General features: G+C 41.7%; 15 protein-coding genes. 2 read left to right on the forward strand and 13 right to left on the reverse strand.

Going from position 1 to position 16,826, the window contains the following annotated elements; all coding sequences use genetic code 11:
• Positions 1–4: 4 nt before the first annotated feature.
• Entirely contained in the window at positions 5–187 is a 183-nt protein-coding gene (locus HPE56_RS07755) for a CAL67264 family membrane protein (RefSeq protein ID WP_013995358.1), read from the reverse strand.
• 74 nt (positions 188–261) lie between these two features.
• Positions 262–1,245 carry a Gfo/Idh/MocA family protein gene (locus HPE56_RS07760; RefSeq protein ID WP_188243195.1) on the reverse strand — a complete coding sequence of 328 codons (984 nt, stop codon included), beginning with the start codon at positions 1,243–1,245 and terminating at the stop codon, positions 262–264.
• Between the two features lie 77 nt (positions 1,246–1,322).
• On the opposite strand from HPE56_RS07760, the gene HPE56_RS07765 reads away from it, so the two are divergent.
• On the forward strand, positions 1,323–2,951 hold the full coding sequence (locus HPE56_RS07765; RefSeq protein ID WP_188243196.1) for an acyl-CoA carboxylase subunit beta: 1,629 nt from the start codon (positions 1,323–1,325) through the stop codon (positions 2,949–2,951).
• Positions 2,952–3,068: 117 nt separating this feature from the next.
• On the opposite strand, the gene HPE56_RS07770 is transcribed toward HPE56_RS07765, so the two are convergent.
• Genes HPE56_RS07770 through HPE56_RS07780 form a run of 3 tightly spaced genes read right to left on the reverse strand, consistent with a single transcriptional unit; the run spans position 3,069 to position 6,095 of the window.
• Positions 3,069–4,133 (reverse strand): AMP-binding protein, encoded by a 1,065-nt coding sequence (locus tag HPE56_RS07770; RefSeq protein ID WP_188243197.1) that lies wholly within the window; start codon positions 4,131–4,133, stop codon positions 3,069–3,071.
• The gene (locus tag HPE56_RS07775; RefSeq protein WP_188243198.1) at positions 4,117–5,052 is read right to left on the reverse strand and encodes a CPBP family intramembrane glutamic endopeptidase; all 936 of its coding nucleotides are present in this window, start codon (positions 5,050–5,052) and stop codon (positions 4,117–4,119) included. Before HPE56_RS07775 ends, HPE56_RS07770 begins: the two co-directional genes overlap by 17 nt.
• On the reverse strand, positions 5,043–6,095 hold the full coding sequence (locus tag HPE56_RS07780) for an o-succinylbenzoate synthase (RefSeq protein WP_188243199.1): 1,053 nt from the start codon (positions 6,093–6,095) through the stop codon (positions 5,043–5,045). Before HPE56_RS07780 ends, HPE56_RS07775 begins: the two co-directional genes overlap by 10 nt.
• A gap of 47 nt (positions 6,096–6,142) precedes the next feature.
• Between HPE56_RS07780 and HPE56_RS07785 the strand changes: the two genes are divergently transcribed.
• Entirely contained in the window at positions 6,143–6,937 is a 795-nt protein-coding gene (locus tag HPE56_RS07785) for an SDR family oxidoreductase (RefSeq protein WP_188243200.1), read from the forward strand.
• Here HPE56_RS07785 and HPE56_RS07790 read toward each other — a convergent pair.
• The 8 genes from HPE56_RS07790 to menD form a co-directional block, all read right to left on the reverse strand.
• Positions 6,930–7,610: a metal-dependent hydrolase gene (locus tag HPE56_RS07790; protein ID WP_188243201.1), complete on the reverse strand. Its 681-nt coding sequence runs from the start codon at positions 7,608–7,610 to the stop codon at positions 6,930–6,932. The genes HPE56_RS07785 and HPE56_RS07790 overlap by 8 nt on opposite strands.
• Before the next feature lie 34 nt (positions 7,611–7,644).
• Entirely contained in the window at positions 7,645–9,612 is a 1,968-nt protein-coding gene (locus tag HPE56_RS07795; RefSeq protein ID WP_188243202.1) for a sensor histidine kinase, read from the reverse strand.
• A gap of 1,665 nt (positions 9,613–11,277) precedes the next feature.
• The gene (locus HPE56_RS07800; RefSeq protein WP_188243203.1) at positions 11,278–12,036 is read right to left on the reverse strand and encodes a LytR/AlgR family response regulator transcription factor; all 759 of its coding nucleotides are present in this window, start codon (positions 12,034–12,036) and stop codon (positions 11,278–11,280) included.
• Between the two features lie 23 nt (positions 12,037–12,059).
• Entirely contained in the window at positions 12,060–12,977 is a 918-nt protein-coding gene (gene menA / locus HPE56_RS07805) for a 1,4-dihydroxy-2-naphthoate octaprenyltransferase (RefSeq protein WP_188243204.1), read from the reverse strand.
• A 1-nt stretch (position 12,978) separates the two neighbouring features.
• A complete protein-coding gene (locus tag HPE56_RS07810; RefSeq protein ID WP_109651950.1) occupies positions 12,979–13,578 on the reverse strand; it encodes an SPOR domain-containing protein in 600 nt (199 codons plus the stop codon).
• A 189-nt stretch (positions 13,579–13,767) separates the two neighbouring features.
• A complete protein-coding gene (locus HPE56_RS07815) occupies positions 13,768–14,604 on the reverse strand; it encodes a CvfB family protein (RefSeq protein WP_188243205.1) in 837 nt (278 codons plus the stop codon).
• A gap of 88 nt (positions 14,605–14,692) precedes the next feature.
• On the reverse strand, positions 14,693–15,031 hold the full coding sequence (locus tag HPE56_RS07820) for a DUF2853 family protein (RefSeq protein WP_188243206.1): 339 nt from the start codon (positions 15,029–15,031) through the stop codon (positions 14,693–14,695).
• 14 nt (positions 15,032–15,045) lie between these two features.
• On the reverse strand, positions 15,046–16,818 hold the full coding sequence (gene menD / locus HPE56_RS07825) for a 2-succinyl-5-enolpyruvyl-6-hydroxy-3-cyclohexene-1-carboxylic-acid synthase (protein WP_188243207.1): 1,773 nt from the start codon (positions 16,816–16,818) through the stop codon (positions 15,046–15,048).
• Positions 16,819–16,826: the final 8 nt, after the last annotated feature.

A 16,826-nucleotide genomic window follows, 5' to 3' on the forward strand; every position in this document is an offset into this window, starting at 1 on the left:
GTGGTTAAACGCGTCCCTTAAGGGCATTGAAAACCCAGGCAATGGCAAAAAAACCAATACCAACCGATGCAAATCCCCATCCGGCAACTTCGTCATATCTAAAAGCCCCTAAAGCTATAAGTGCAAGGCCAACAAATATCATAATAAAGGTAGCCCATGCCAATACAGTATTTTTATTCATTCCCATTTTAAGTTCGTTAGGTTTTTGGTAACTCCAAATATCGTAATTTTTAGATAAAAAATATCCTAAACACCCCTATTTTATTGCTCGAAAGGAAACTTAATCCCATTTTGGAACCTTATGGTTTCCAATAATTCGGCCAAATCCAAACTGTTTTGATGGGACCATAAACCACTCTGCAACTCCCCTTTTCGCAAACAGGAATTGACTTCCTCTATCTCATACGTATATCCGTTACCTAGTGTGGGTAGTTCAACAGCATCGATCTGCTTTCCTTTCTTTAGGCCATACCCTTGTGCGATATGCCATTGTCCGTTGAGGAATATAGATCCCGTACTGCCTGAAATCTCCGCCTCCATTTTCGATTCGGAGGTCAATCCACTATACAAAATGGCTTGGGCATTGGGATAATCAAAAATCATCGAAGTTTGGATTTCCACCCCTGTTTTATAAAACTTGGAGGATGATGTAATGGCATCCGGCATCCCTAACAACAAATAGGAAAGAAAAACGGGATATATACCGATATCCAACAAAGACCCCCCTCCCAGATCGGGATTCAATAATCGACCTTCCTCTGGCCTATCCAAGGCATAAAAAGCGAAATCGGCATGTAAATAACCCAAGGGCCCAATCTCACCTGCATCAACCATAGCTTTTGCCTTCTTAATAGATGGATTAAAGCGTGACCACAACGCCTCCATAAGAAAAACCTGGTTCTTCCCTGCAACGGCAATCATTGTTTCAATATCCGAACGGTCTATTCCCATGGGTTTCTCACAAAGGACATGTTTCCCATGTTCCATAGCCATAATACTCCATTCCTTATGTCCCGTATGCGGTGTGGCAATGTAAACCACATCCACTTCATCGCATTCAAATAAGTCCTTATAACTCCCAAAGGCATGTTTTGCCTGGAATTCTTTGGCAAATACCGCCGCCTTGTCCATACTTCTTGAGGCGACAGCAGTAATTTCAGCACCATCTACCAAATTGAGGTCGTTGGCGAATTTATGGGCAATACCTCCCAATCCGATAATTCCCCATCGTATCTTTTGTTCCATGTTGATTTAAATTATACCCAAAAGTAATCAATTTTACTCCTTATCTTTAACCAAATATTTCACAAATCCGATAGTATATGGACATTAAGTTCAACAAAAACGAAGATCAAAACAAGTTGCAATTATCCCAATTACGCAAGCGACTGGCCCAAGTGAAATTGGGTGGGGGCAAATCCCGAATCGAGAAGCAACACGCACAGGGAAAGCTGACCGCAAGGGAACGTATCGCCTATTTGTTGGATGACGATGGGGAAAGTATCGAAATTGGCGCATTCGCAGGTGAAGGTATGTACGAGGAACACGGAGGTTGCCCTTCAGGTGGCGTAGTGGTTAAAATCGGCCATGTACAAGGCAAGCAATGTGTCGTAGTGGCCAATGATGCCACTGTTAAGGCGGGGGCTTGGTTTCCGATTACCGGAAAGAAAAACCTTCGTGCCCAGGAAATTGCCATAGAGAATCGATTGCCTATCATCTACTTGGTCGATAGCGCGGGCGTATTTCTACCCATGCAGGATGAAATCTTCCCGGACAAGGAACATTTTGGTCGCATCTTTAGGAATAACGCCATTATGAGCAGTATGGGCATCACCCAAATTGCCGCGGTCATGGGAAGTTGTGTCGCTGGTGGCGCCTACCTGCCCATCATGAGTGATGAAGCCTTGATCGTTGATAAAACAGGTAGTATTTTCTTGGCCGGAAGTTATCTGGTAAAGGCCGCTATCGGGGAACAGATCGACAACGAAACCTTAGGGGGAGCAACGACCCATAGTGAGATAAGCGGGGTAACCGATTACAAGGCCAAGGATGACAAGGACGCCTTGGATAAAATTAAAAATATCGTGGATAAAATCGGGGATTTTGACAAAGCCGGCTTTAATCGTAAACCCGCCCAAAAACCCAAGGAAAATGTTGAAGACATCTACGGAATTCTTCCCGGCTCGAGAACGGATCAGTACGATATGGGGGAAATCATCAGTCGATTGGTCGATAATTCGGAATTCGAGGAATACAAGGCCGGCTATGGCAAAACCATAGTAACAGGCTATGCCCGTATCGACGGATGGGCCGTGGGCATTGTGGCCAACCAACGCAAAGTGGTTAAAACAGCTAAAGGGGAAATGCAATTCGGGGGCGTGATCTATTCGGACTCCGCGGACAAAGCCACCCGTTTCATTGCCAATTGCAACCAGAAGAAAATTCCGTTGGTCTTTTTACAGGATGTTACCGGATTTATGGTAGGCAGTAAAAGTGAGCAAGGGGGCATTATCAAGGACGGGGCAAAAATGGTGAATGCCGTGAGCAACTCCGTTGTTCCCAAATTCACGATCATTATCGGTAATAGCTATGGGGCGGGCAACTATGCCATGTGTGGTAAGGCCTACGACCCTAGATTGATCGTGGCATGGCCCAGTGCAGAATTGGCCGTTATGAGTGGTAATTCGGCCGCTAAGGTTTTATTGCAGATAGAAAAAGCCTCTTTAAAGAAAAAGGGGGAAACGATCACCAAGGAAAAGGAAGAAGCCCTCTTCAATAAAATAAAGGAACGCTATGACGATCAGGTTTCGCCGTATTACGCAGCTGCGAGATTATGGACAGATGCCATCATAGATCCCTTGGATACCCGTAAATGGATATCCATGGGCATAGAGGCGGCCAATCATGCGCCCATCGAAAAACAATTCAATATGGGGGTCTTGCAAGTGTAGTGGTTAGAGGTCGGAATTCTTTTTGAATATAACATCGAGACGCTTCGTACAGCATACGCATATCACGATGCCATAGTAAGGCAATAATGATATACAACCTAATCGCTTTTAAATGCTTTATATTTTAGCCAAGGTATCCTTTCGTGAAACCTTACCGTTGACCGTTTCAATAAATTTTTCAACAAATATGATTTCCTTAGGAACCTCATGCTTTTCCAATGTCTGCAAGGTTTTAATCTTTTCCGAAAGATGATCATCCTCCTCTTTTCCTTCAATCAAAAGAATCAATTTTTGGCCCAATAGATCGTCCGGTAAACCTGTAACGAAATATCTTTGGTTCAAAACGGAATTAAGTTTACTTTCTATCTGTTCAGGCAACAACTTAATTCCTCCTGAATTAATCACATTATCATACCTCCCCAACCATTTAAATTCTTTATTGGAAACCAGTTCTACGATATCATTTGTGACAATTCGTTCATTATTTAAGTTAGGCGCATTTAAAACTAGGCAATTTCTATTGTCTTTTTCAATGGATATATCGGGCAATGTTTCAAAGCAGTCCTTGGCACCATTGTTGATTTTCTTTACGGCCACATGGGTTATGGTTTCCGTCATACCATAGGTTTCGTATATATCTGTCATTTTATCCAGAATCTTCGCTTTAAGGCCCGAGGACACTGGAGCACCACCGACGATCAAGGTTTTGATATGGTTGATTTTGTCCAAGGAATTTTCCAATTGCAAGGGAACCATGGCACTGAAGTGATAACAACGTTCCGAATCTTTTAAAGGGGTTGAGGAAGGCGGCACCCAGTCCAATTCCAAACCAAGGACCATTGACCTTATGAACATCATTTTCCCGGCAATATAATCTCCTGGAAGGCAAAGCAAGGCAGACTGCCCAGGCCATAGATCAAAATAAGAACCCGTAATTTTGGCCGAATTGACCATATTTTGTTTTTTTAATAATATCTCTTTTGGTTCCCCGGTTGAACCTGATGTCTTTACGGGGATATAATCGTTCTTATCGATCCAATCCAATAAAAACTCACCCATAGCCATTTGGTAGGGCTTGCCCTCCTTGATCAGGCTATAGCTTATTTCCCCTAAATCTTTGTAATCAATGGATACCCCGTTCCATTTGAATTTATAATGAATATCCCTATACATGCGTTTCATTTGTATTTTGTGCGAGAAAAGTGTCCTTATCCATTACCTTTCCTGTGAGTCTGTCTTTCCAGTTCGTCCAACCATATTTTTTTGAGAAAATCAACAAAAGTATCGGATAGATCACCAAGACAGGAATAAAAATATCCCATCCCAAGGTGGGTTGTGATACATCCTTATAAATCGAATTCGTCTGAAAAGCTGTCCAATCTGCAGTCACCAATAAAGCAGCTGTCAGGTTATTCGCCGCGTGAAAACCAAGGGCCAATTCAAGTCCCTCATCCATCAAGGTCAGAATCCCCAAAAAGAATCCGGTTCCGATATAGAATACCATGATGCCATATCCTATCTTACCTACTTCGGGGTTGGCAGCATGCATAATCCCAAAAAGAACGGAAGTGACAATCAAAGGCACCCATCTATTCTTGGCCATAATGCCTAAACCTTGCATCAAATGCCCCCGAAACATATACTCTTCAAAACTGGTTTGCAGTGGCACCAGGACTACGGCCATCACGAACAATATTAAAAAAGGTACGGGTTTAAAGTTAAAGACATAATCATCAGGCGACATCATGATATCGGCCAACATCATTACGGTCGTTATACCTCCCCAAAGTAAAAAGGAAAACAAAACACGTTTCCAATCCACCTTTTTTCGGGAAGTCGTCAAGGAGGTGATGGACTGTCCGTGAACCAAGTACACCCATCCCAGAATAACAAAGAAACCCGCCACCAAGGGTCCTATAGCCAAGATAAAGAATACGTTAAGCCCGATTCTATCGATGATATCGGCCATCATCACATCGACATCCACTGGTGAATTTATGGTCATAATATAATTTATCACCATCATCGCTGAAAACCCTAAAATAGGAACCCAATATTTCCATAATCCCAAATTCCCTCTGTATCCCTGTTCTATAAACATAATTTCGCTATTAAATTCGGTTGCCAACCCTTATCCGATCGGCTATAAATATATCCTTTTTTTACTTCAAGTGGACTTTCAAAATTATTGGTATAAAGGCCACCGGTTCCCAACCCCTGAGGCATTGTATTGTTCAAGGTATAAGTCCATTGCGCAATAGCATTCAAACCAATATTACTTTCCAGGGCACTGGTTATCCACCATCCAATCCCCATACGTTCGGCAATTTCAATCCACTCCCCACTCCCTTTGTACCCCCCAACCAAAGTAGGTTTTAGGATAATATATTGGGGGTTTATGGTTTGTAACAACTCTTCCTTTTTTGTTACATCAATAACCCCGATCAATTCTTCATCCAAGGCGATGGGCAACGGCGTTCTTTTACAGAGGTCTTTCATTTCCAAAATGTCGCCCTGCCTTATGGGCTGTTCTATGGAATGCAATCCGAAATTGGACAATTCCGAAAGTTTACCCAAGGCTTCTTCCGGTTTAAATGCCCCATTGGCATCGACCCGCAATTCAATCCGGTCTTCGGAATACGCTTTGCGAATAGCCTCTAAAAGGGAAATTTCAGATTGAAAGTCAATAGCCCCTATTTTCATTTTAAGACAACGGAACCCTTCCTCCAATTTCTGCTGGATCTGTTCTAACATATACCCCCTATCCCCCATCCAAATGAGTCCGTTTATAGGGATTGATGCTTCCTTACTTGTGAATGCCGAGGGAAACAACCTATAGGGATCCCCTGACTCCAAGGATAAAAAGGCCTGCTCGAGTCCAAACTGGATACTCGGAAATGCCCTCAGTTCTTCCCACAAATGGGATAATCCCTTTTCTATGTGGTCACAAGTCCATTGAAGCTTGGCTTCATATTCAGGCACATCATCAAAACTGAGGTTTTTGAACATGCCACATTCCCCGATACCAAAACGACCTTCTTTTTCCAAGATCAGGAACCAAGTTTCCTTTTGATTGAGGATTCCCCGTGAAGTACCACTGGGTCTTTTAAAATCTAATGTGTATTTTTTTACTTTAGCTTGCATTCGATGCTGCCAAATTTAATTATATTTTAGGTCTAAAATCTAAAGAAATGCAAAGTATCGAGGGTAAAGTTATTTGGATCACAGGGGCATCTTCCGGTATTGGCGAAACGTTGGCCTATGAATTGGCCAAAAAAGATTGCAAACTGATCCTTTCCGCCAGGGATGAAAGTGCCTTACAGAAGGTAAAAAGCCGTTGTGTCCAGACCGATCACATAAGGATTCTACCCTTGGATCTAGGGGATTTGGATACAATGGGAGCGCTTGTGACCAAAGCCCTCTCCTTTTTCAACGAAATTGATATCCTGATCAACAATGCGGGTATTAGCCAACGTTCCTTGATTATCGATACCGAATTGGGGGTGTACAAAAAATTGATTGATATCAACTATTTGGGAACCGTTGCCTTGACCAAGGCCCTACTCCCTTATTTCATTAGAAGGAATATAGGTCATTTTGTTACGGTGACCAGCTTAATGGGGAAGTTTGGTTCTCCCTATCGGTCGGGCTATTGTGGTGCAAAACATGCCCTACACGGATTCTTTGATGTGCTACGGATGGAACACGAAAGGGATGGGGTCGACGTAACCCTTATATGTCCCGGGTTTGTACAGACCAATATTGCCAAAAATGCCCTCACCGCAAACGGAAGCCAACAAATAAAGGATGATGTCGCTACCCAAAACGGACTTCCGGTCGAGGTTTTTGCCAAAAGAATGATCCGGGCCATCGAAAAGAAAAAGTTCGAGGCCTATATTGGCCGAAAAGAGACCATGGGTGTTTATCTCAAACGCTTTTTCCCAAGGTTACTGCACAAGTTTGTCTTAAAGAGCCAGGTTATATAACGATGTGCTCCCCTATATCCAACAAATGTAATTTCTTGCCGGCACTCTTGAATTTATCGATGGCTACTTTATGGTCGATTTCGATATATCCAAAAGTATCGAAATGATATCCCAGTATGTTGTTGCATGCTACAAAGTCGGAGGCCAGGATAGCATCATCAATCCCCATGGTGAAGTTGTCCCCAATCGGAAGAACGGCCAAATCCAATGACGTAGTCATAGGAATGAGTTTCATATCCATGGTCAAGGCCGTATCACCGGCAATATAGATGTGTTTTCCCTCCGTAGAGAGAATAAATCCCCCTGGTTGCCCTCCATAAGACCCATCGGGGAAAGAAGAGGTGTGAATGGCATACACGTACTTGAGATTCCCAAAATCGAACTTCCAATTGCCCCCATGGTTCATAGGATGAACTTTGATACCCATGGATTCATAATGTGTCGCAATCTCAAAATTACTGACCACCACAGCACCGGAAGCCTTGGCAATGGCCTCTACATCCAAGATATGGTCTTGGTGTGCATGGGTAACGAGAATATAATCCGGATGTAAATCCTTGATATCGATTTTTCCGGAAGCTTTTTCGTTTCCAGAAATAAAGGGATCGACTAAGATGCACGAATTTTCAGCTTCAATCATGAGTGAAGCATGACCTAGGAAAGTAATTTTCATTTTTGAAGTTTTAGTACTTCAAAGTTACAGAACTCTATTTAAAATTAAACCAAAAGTGAACGCCTTCCGAAACTTTATCCACATTTAAACTGGTTTGCAACTGGTTTGCCAAACGATTCATTAGTCGGATACCCATAGAGGATTGGGCACGTATGTCGGTATCCTCCGGTAGACCCACCCCATTATCGGTATATTCGAAAAACCCTTCCTGTCCGTTCACTTTTCGGATATGGATGTAGATCTTACCATTCTCTTCATCATTTGGAAAGGCATATTTAAATGAGTTGGAAACCAATTCGTTCAAAATCAATCCAAAGGGTATGGCCCGATCGATATCCAATTCGACCCCCTCGGCATCAATGGTAATGTTGATATTGTGTCCACCTTTTTTATAAACGGATTGTACGCTATTGATCAGACTTTCAATATAGCCTTGCATCTCGATTACCGAAAGGTCGTCATTCTGATACAGTTTTTGATGTATCAACGCCATGGCCTTCACCCTACTCTTACCTTCTTCCAGGGCTTCTATGGCAGCTTTGCTACGCGTGTTCTTAGTCTGTAGGCTCAATAGACTGGAGACCATCTGGAGATTGTTCTTTACCCTATGGTGAATCTCCTTCAACAAAGAATCCTTTTCTATCAACGAATTTTCAATAATGTGTTTTTGTTCCGCAATCAAACGTTGGTTCTTAATACTCTTCAAATACGCATATACAAGTCCAGCAAAACCTAAAAGTGTGAATACCAATGAAATGAACACCAAGCTGATCTTTTCATCCTGGGCCGTCATTTCCAGGCGTTGTTGCTCTAAACTCTTTTTCTGTTCTTCGAACATGGCTTGGGTATTGGCAAGATCCCGCCCCATTACGGTAGCCAATTGTTGCGTTCTGAGTTCGGACTCATTAATGTCTATGGAATCCCTAATACGCATATTCCGTTTTAGGTATGCCGCGGAATTTTGGTAATCCCTTGTTTTGTCATAATAAGACGCCAGCAAACGGTTTCTTTTGAGAATATGTTCGGTTTTCGCAAGGTTCACATCAGAACTCAAATATTCCACAGCCTTTTCGTAATCCTCCAATTGCAGGTAACAGTTGGCGATTTCCAAGGTGTTTTCCACAATATCATCGGAATATTTCCCTTTACTGTTCTCCATGATCTGCTCAATCCCGGATTCAAGAAAAGGAATGGCCACCTCATATTGCCCCAATTGGGAGTAGCACTTACCGATATTACCATCAATAACGCCCATAAGGCTATTGGCACTGATCAGTTCGTTTTCTGTCTTAACCACGGTAATGTTGTTAAGATATACCGTTAAATGGCCTTTGGCCTCTTTATATTTGTTGAGTGCAACCGATGGGGAATTGTCCAATCGCAGATAATTACCGATATTGTTATGGTATTTGGCCTGGCTGAACTCGTCATCGTCGGGAAAGGTTTTCCGCACCTCGATGATATAATCCTTCATTGCCTTTCGGTGCAAGCCCAAATTGGAATAAATGTCATAAAAGGCAATATCATCGATAAGGCCGAGATCTTTCTTTTCTTTACGTATATCGATTTGTTCTGCGTAGAGTGCCAGTTGGGAATAATTCCGATCCATCAATCCCAAGAGCTTCGCCTTAAAGTCAAGGCTTAGTTGATCCTTAAGATCATACAATTCGCTTGATATAGCCAAACTCTTGTCATAATCACCCAGGTCATAATACACCTGGGATTGCATCAACATATAATCCCGTATGGCTATGGAATCTTTTTGTTTAATGGCCTCATTCAAATATTGGTTCACGGCATCCAACCAATCATAGGCTGAATTCTGTTTATATCTGTTGGGAGCCCCAAAAAAATATGAAAACCGTTCGGCGTTTTGATCCTGGTTCTTAAAATTGAGATAAACATCGTCAACCAATGGAACCGAATCTTGGGATAGCGCCGTAGGAGCTATCAATAAGCTTAGAATGCTAAAAAATAAAAAATTGCCAAGCAGCTTTTTCATACGTAATAAAAAACCAGATTATTTTAAATAATCGGTTTTATAAGTTTTTTGTTGTAATTCAAATCCTTCTATACTCGTATTAATGTATCGTTAGAACGAAATTTTACAACTGTGATTGTCCTCGTTTAATAAATCGTACCCTATTTTAACAAAATGCTAGGCATTCCGCCAAAAAGGGATTGGTTCCCCATGGTCGATAAGCAACATCAATACCCCACAAAAGCGCAGGTTTCATTCCATTATCAAGTAAGTTTGGGGAAACTAATTGAACCATAAAATTATGGCATAGGTCGGCTGACCCCGCAATTATGTTGTGAAACTGCCTTATTCTGTTGTGAAACGATGAATTGGGACATTCCTATGTATTTCATCGGATTTTTAATGCCTTTCATGGAGTTTTGTAGGAAAATAGGAAGTCTCGAAGGCATCTTAGGTCAATCCCGAAAGTTGGGTGTGAATTAGAAAAAGAAGGCATAAACTATCCCGAAGATCGTGTTCTGTTCATTTTTTGCATTGCCTCAAATGCATAGCATTCATGAATACCGTTAAAAAACAATAGACATGCCGATGAATAAAAAACGACCAGGGCCGAAAAACCAAGGTATGGTATACCGTGGTTTAGAGGAGCCAGCCGTAGCCTGGCCATTATACTGAGATCTATATTGGGAAAAGCAGGTAAACCCCTGGCCACACCGTCCAGGCCGCTTTCACTAAGGTGAAATGCGCTATGGACGGCTTCCCCCGCCCAATGCGGAAACCACTTGATTTAAAACGAAAACTAAAATAGGCCGGGAAAGTTTACGATTAACTTACTGAAACCAATGGAAATATTGATTTACAAGGCTGACATTCTTTTTAAAGTCAGCCTGTCATTCCGAATGAGGTACGAAGAGGAATCGCACTAGCATAGGGGTATGGGATTTCTCGTTGCTCGTTCCTCGCTCTGTCGAAATGACAAGGTCTTATGCGCCATGGACGGCTTCCCCCGCCCAATGCGGAAATTCCTCGATTTACTACGAAAACTAAAATAGGCCGGGAAAGTTTACGATTAACTTACTGAAACCAATGGAAATATTGATTTACAAGGCTGACATTCTTTTTAAAGTCAGCCTGTCATTCCGAATGAGGTACGAAGAGGAATCGCACTAGCATAGGGGTATGGGATTTCTCGTCGCTCGTTCCTCGCTCTGTCGAAATGACAAGGTCTTATGCGCTATGGACGGCTTCCCCCGCCCAATGCGGAAACCACTGGATTTAAAACGAAATCAAAAATAGGCCGTTCCTTTTTTAGGACCCCGTTCAGGGGGATGAAAAATAGAATTCTTCCTTTACAGATTAACCACAATTTTCACATAAACACTACAATTGTTCTTGATCCAGCATCACATTCCACGAAGACCGGAAGAAACTTTTACAACTAAAAAGAGCCTTGTCTTTAAAACAAGGCTCTTTTACGAGAACACTATATGAAAATGAAAAATTTTATACTTTTTTAAGCGGCAATACCTTGTTTCGTATCACATGGCTAATATAGAAGCATTCGCCACTTTCAAAAACTTAATGTTGTGAACAATGCAATTTCTGTGGTGAACGTTGGCTATACCGTTATCACAAAAAAAAAGAGGTGCTGATGTGCACCTCTTTATAGCTATGGTTTCCTTAACCCTAGGAATTCATTGCAGAAATAATGAATTCCTTAAAATCCTTACTGATCGGAATCAAATTGTTGTTGATCATGATATCCTTGGAGTTGATGGCATCAATATGATCCACATTGACGATATAGGATTTGTGTGCCCTATAGAACTTATTCTTAGGTAATTTTTCGAGATAATCCTTCAATGGTGAACGTACCAGGAACTTTTTGTCAACCGTATTCACTTCCAAGTATACATTGTCCGCTTTTATAAATTGGATATCCCCAAATTGGATCCTGTAATACAAATGCTGTTTTTTTACAAAAATAGAATCCTTAAGTACAGAGTTGGACATGGGTACGTCATCCTCATTGACCTTATCCTCAACGGGAGCCTGCTTATTGGTACCGTATGTAAAGTTGGATAGTGCAATCTCAATGGAGGTATAAAGATCTTGTTGTTCAAAAGGCTTTACCAAATACCCATTGGGTTTCACTGTTTTGGCATTTTCCACCGTTGCCCGGTCCGAGTTGGAGGTAACAAAAATGAAAGGAATATCATAATTCTCCCGAATATGTTTACCCAAGTCTATCCCAGTCTTATCGGATGCCAGAATAATATCTATCAGAACCAAATCGACTTGTTCGGTTTTCAATACTTTTACCGCTTGTTCATACACTATGACGTTGTCAACAATCTCATAGCCTATTTCCTCAAGCATTGATTGCATATCGTCGGCAATAATCACGTTATCCTCAACGATTAATATTCTAATGGGTTGTTCCAAGACATTTGTGGTTTAGTAAGTTATCACTCAAAATTACAAAAAATATTATTACCCAAATAAAACAAGGCAGAAAGCAGGAATATACCAATGGCCAGTTTTTTTAATTCGGGGTCCAACAATGAAGGTATACGGGTCCCGCGCACTCTTTTGAGCTGCAACAAAATGGGTATAAAAACAATGAACGGTAGGAGTTGAAAATAACATTGGAACTCCAAAACAATATAAATCAATAAACTCAGCAACCCGACCCCAATGAGCCAAGTATGGTAGTTTAGTCCTTTTTCATATCCCATTTGCACTACCAGGGTATTCTTGTTGGAAGCCTTGTCGGATTCGTGATCCCTCAGGTTGTTCAAATTTAAAACGCCGGTACTCAATGCACCTATCGAAATCGCAGGAAGTACGGCGGGCCATGTAATACTTTTGGTAAAAAGGAACATGGTTCCCAAAACAGCAAGCAATCCAAAGAAAAGAAAAACAAAAACGTCTCCCAATCCCTTATAACCATAAGCCGATGTTCCCACGGTGTATTTGATTGCAGCCCAGATACTGAAAGCCCCTAAGACCATAAAAAGGAATATATACCCTAAATTTTCCGGTCCGAAAGCGAGATAGACCACTGAGACCACCAAGATACCATTCACTATGATAGAGATGATGATTCCCCTTTTTAGCACCTTACGGGTGAGTAAGCCGCTCTGAAGTACACGCTTTGGTCCTATACGGTCCTCATTATCGGTACCTTTTACCCCATCGCCATAATCATTGGCAAAATTCGATGTAATCTGAAAACCGATGGCTGTACAAAGCGCCAAAATAAAAATAGTGAGGTTACTACTACCGTAGAAACCGGCAAGGGCAGTACCTACCAAGACCCCGGAAATCGAAAGGGGGAGCGTTCGCAATCGCGCAGCGTTGACCCAAGTTGATAATTTCGGCAATCTAGTAAGGGTCTTCTATTTGTAATCGTTTACCTTCCTTGTATGACGCCACAAACGCATCATTGAATCCCAAATCAACCAATTGCTTGCGGAATTTCTGGGCCTCCTGCAAGGTTTCAAAATTACCGAGGGAATAGGAATAAAAGGGATTGGTCTTCACAAAAAGCGTGTTCGTCAATGCCTCTGAAGCCAAGGTTACGTTATTATCGACAAAGGATTTAATCTGTACGGAATAGATGGTTTCCTTATCCAAGAAGCTCTTGGCCAAATAAAATTCCTTTACCAGGCTCAACTCCTCATTTTGCCGTCTCAGATTGTCGATCCGGGCCTTATGGGCCTCCAGACTATCGATGGATACCAAAAGGTTGTTTCTGTTCTCAAGATTATTCGAAGTACTTAAACCAGCGGTATAGGTTGTTATCCCAAATGTCCCCACAAGGAACAAACCGGTAATCACAGCCAAAAAATTACGCTGCACCTTGCTTCTTTTAAGCTCTTTGTTCTTTATTTTAATCTGATCTAAAAGACGCTCGTTTATAATTTGCGCTTTGTCTATATCCTTATGCAATTCGAGTAGATCGCTTTCTTCTATAAAAGGCATGTAATGTTATGTTTTTAGGGGTCTTATCGGTTAAAGGTAACCAAAAATGTCCAATGATCTAATGAAAACTCCTTTCAAAGTTGCAAAAATATAATATTTCGTGGTTATATACACAAATAACGGTGTATTTTATCGATACCACGTTGACAATTAGCCCTTTAAAACCGTAATTCCATTGATTTCAATCCTTTATGAATCAATATCATAAATACCGTCATCCTTGATCTCGATCTTTCTTGCCTTGTAAAGTGTTCCTATCCCCTTTTTAAATACTTTCTTGCTCATCTGGAGCTCTTCCTTGATCAGTTCGGGGTCCGACTTGTCATGCAACCCCAAAAAACCACCATGGGCCTTCAGTTGTTCATAAATCTTGTTGGCGGCAGGTTCGAGGATATTTTCACCCAAGGGCTGTAAGGATACATCGATCTTATTATCGGGACGGATTCTCTTTATAACGCCTTTGGTATTATCCCCAATGGCCAAGGTTTTGAAGATCTCATTTAAATAGACCAATCCTTTATGCTGGTTGTTGATAATTACCTCATACCCCAGATCGGTTTTTCGCGAAACCACCAAATCGACAACATCCCCTTCACTTACCGAAAGGGTTTCATTACTCAAGAACTTATCTATTTTATTGGACCCCACCAATCGGTTACTTTGTTGGTCTAGATAACAGTGCACCACATACCAATGGCCTTCAACCATTTTATTGCGTTGTTCGCGAAAAGGCACCAAGAGATGCTTTTCCAAGCCCCAATCCATGAAGGCACCAAACTCATTCACCTCAACGACCTTCAACAATTGGAATTCGTTCACTACGATATCCGGCTCCAAGTTTGTGGCCACGGGCCTTTCCGAATGGTCCAGATAACAAAAAACGGTTAATGACTGTCCAATTTCATAGTCTTCAGGAACGTATTTATTGGGCAATAGTATATCATTACCCTCTCCATCCCCTAAAAAAAGACCGACACTTGTATCGCGTAAGATCTCAAGTGTATTATATGTTCCCAATGCTATCATACTGCAAAAATAAGATTTAAATGTGTGGACCTAAAAAAACCGCCCATAAAATGAGCGGTTTTCCATTTCTTATTGAACAAGCCTCTATCTAGTAGACAGATTGCTTTTTAAAATGCTTGCAAAGCATATAGTATACCACTGCCCTATATTTGTTCCTGTTGGATGAACCATATTTGTCCATAACGGTTTTGACACCTTCCATTAGCTTAGGGCCATCGCTCATACCTAATTTCTTGATTAAGTAATTTTTCTTAACCGTTTCCAATTCCTTTTCATCGGAACCCGAAACTTTGGAGGCATCAATATTGTAAATCGATGGACCTAAACCAATAGTTACTTTGGTTAAAAGATCCATGTCTGCTGACTCACCGAATTTGTCTTTAATGTCATCGGCATACTTCTTGATCAAATCGTCTCTTTTGCTCATAATAGTTAGTGTTCTTATAGAATATGATTAATAATACCCGAAGATATAAAATCAAAGTATCGCATCAAAATTTTATTGTTCAATATTCTAGGGGTTTTTATCTCTAAAAGCTTGGGTTCCACGGAACTTTCGAAGAAGCCTTCCAATCGTTTTTTGAGCGATTTTTCGTCATTGACACAGGCATAACCCACACCATGCATCGCGCATAAATGTTCAGCATCCAACTTATGCGTGGTCTCGAAATAAGTGGCATAGGTTTCTGATTCCTCCTGGCCTGGAAGGATCCTGAAAATACCCCCGCCATCGTTATTGATCAAGATAATCCTGAAATCCGATTTAAGATAGTTGTTCCACAAACCATTGCTATCGTAGAAAAAACTCAGGTCACCTGTTATAAGTACCGTTTGTTTGCCATTGTACATAGCGGCCCCTGCCGCTGTGGAAAGACTACCATCGATACCACTTGTGCCCCGATTGCAAAAAACCTCTTGTGAGGGCTTTAAATCGAACAGCTGTGCATACCGTATCGTAGAGCTGTTCGCCAATTGCAACTGCACTCCCCCAGGGGTGCCTTCAAAAATATGCTTGAAGGCCAAGAAATCGGAAAATGGTATCTTCCCGAGGTACTCCTTCCTTTTCGCTTCGCAATCCTCTTTTATACGGTTCCAAAACCCGTAATAATCACTTTCGACAGCATGTATCTTAGGAACAAAAAGCCCAAAAAAATCATTGACGCTACTCTTATAATGGTGATTTAGGGCGAAGAATGTATCATAAGCCCTCAGTGGATCAATATGCCAATGATGCCTCGGCTTGTATTTTCTTAAAAACGCCTTAATCTTTTTCGACACCACGAGTCCCCCGAACGTAAGCAGTATGTCTGGCTGCAATGCCGCGAACAGCTCTTCTGGATGACTCGATTTCTCAATCGGGGCGATAATACTGTCTATACTAGGAAAAAAATTGGGATGGTGCATGTTCGATGTCGTTTCGGTCAACACTATGACCGATGGGTCTTGGGCCAAGGTTTCCAAGAACTCCATTTGCACGGAATCGGGATAATTCACCCCTACCAAGACCATTTTTCTCGTGGATGCATTCCATATTTCGGAAAAGTCGTCCAACTCCTCCAAGGCAATCGACACACTTTTATCAGCGGCGATATTTGGGTGCACCAACGGCTTGGTTATCTTGTCATACAAAGGCTCCTCAAAAGGAACATTGATATGTACCGGTAATCTTTTGTCAACAGCGAGATTGATGGCCTTGTTCAATTCCCCATCATTATATGCTTGAATGCCTTTCTGTATCGCTTCCCTATTCCCTTCAAGATATTGTGGGGCATATTTTTCAATCTTCTCCGTGGCATGGGAAACATCTTGTTTCAAATTGGCCGAATAACCGATATGCCTATCAAAGACATGGTCTTGCCGTATGGTCTGACCATCACCGACATCAATTTTATATAACGGGCGATCCGCAGATAGGACCACCAAGGGTATGGTACTGTAAAAAGCCTCGGCCACAGCCGGATAGTAATTCAACAAAGCACTCCCCGAGGTACAGAGTACAGCAACCGGTCGTTGTAGTTGTTGGGCCATGCCCAAAGCAAAAAAGGCCGCACAACGTTCATCAACAATACTGTAACAATTAAAAAAAGGATCTTCGGTAAAGCCAATGGTCAAAGGGGCGTTTCTTGAGCCTGGGGAAATGACAATATCCCTTATGTCTTTGGCCTTACAATGCTGGACCACGGTCTGGGCCACCGGTATGCTAGAATAATTCATTGAAACAA

The sequence above is a fragment of the Maribacter aquimaris genome, assembly GCF_014596745.1.
GTDB classification, from domain to species: Bacteria; Bacteroidota; Bacteroidia; order Flavobacteriales; family Flavobacteriaceae; genus Maribacter_A; species Maribacter_A aquimaris.

Bases quoted from the DNA above. Each gene is read 5' to 3' on its own strand.
- HPE56_RS07755 (WP_013995358.1), bottom strand. From the start codon at position 187: ATGGGAATGAATAAAAATACTGTATTGGCATGGGCTACCTTTATTATG.
- HPE56_RS07760 (WP_188243195.1), bottom strand. From the start codon at position 1,245: ATGGAACAAAAGATACGATGGGGAATTATCGGATTGGGAGGTATTGCC.
- HPE56_RS07765 (WP_188243196.1), top strand. From the start codon at position 1,323: ATGGACATTAAGTTCAACAAAAACGAAGATCAAAACAAGTTGCAATTA.
- HPE56_RS07770 (WP_188243197.1), bottom strand. From the start codon at position 4,133: ATGAAACGCATGTATAGGGATATTCATTATAAATTCAAATGGAACGGG.
- HPE56_RS07775 (WP_188243198.1), bottom strand. From the start codon at position 5,052: ATGTTTATAGAACAGGGATACAGAGGGAATTTGGGATTATGGAAATAT.
- HPE56_RS07780 (WP_188243199.1), bottom strand. From the start codon at position 6,095: ATGCAAGCTAAAGTAAAAAAATACACATTAGATTTTAAAAGACCCAGT.
- HPE56_RS07785 (WP_188243200.1), top strand. From the start codon at position 6,143: ATGCAAAGTATCGAGGGTAAAGTTATTTGGATCACAGGGGCATCTTCC.
- HPE56_RS07790 (WP_188243201.1), bottom strand. From the start codon at position 7,610: ATGAAAATTACTTTCCTAGGTCATGCTTCACTCATGATTGAAGCTGAA.
- HPE56_RS07795 (WP_188243202.1), bottom strand. From the start codon at position 9,612: ATGAAAAAGCTGCTTGGCAATTTTTTATTTTTTAGCATTCTAAGCTTA.
- HPE56_RS07810 (WP_109651950.1), bottom strand. From the start codon at position 13,578: ATGCCTTTTATAGAAGAAAGCGATCTACTCGAATTGCATAAGGATATA.
- HPE56_RS07815 (WP_188243205.1), bottom strand. From the start codon at position 14,604: ATGATAGCATTGGGAACATATAATACACTTGAGATCTTACGCGATACA.
- HPE56_RS07820 (WP_188243206.1), bottom strand. From the start codon at position 15,031: ATGAGCAAAAGAGACGATTTGATCAAGAAGTATGCCGATGACATTAAA.
- menD (WP_188243207.1), bottom strand. From the start codon at position 16,818: ATGAATTATTCTAGCATACCGGTGGCCCAGACCGTGGTCCAGCATTGT.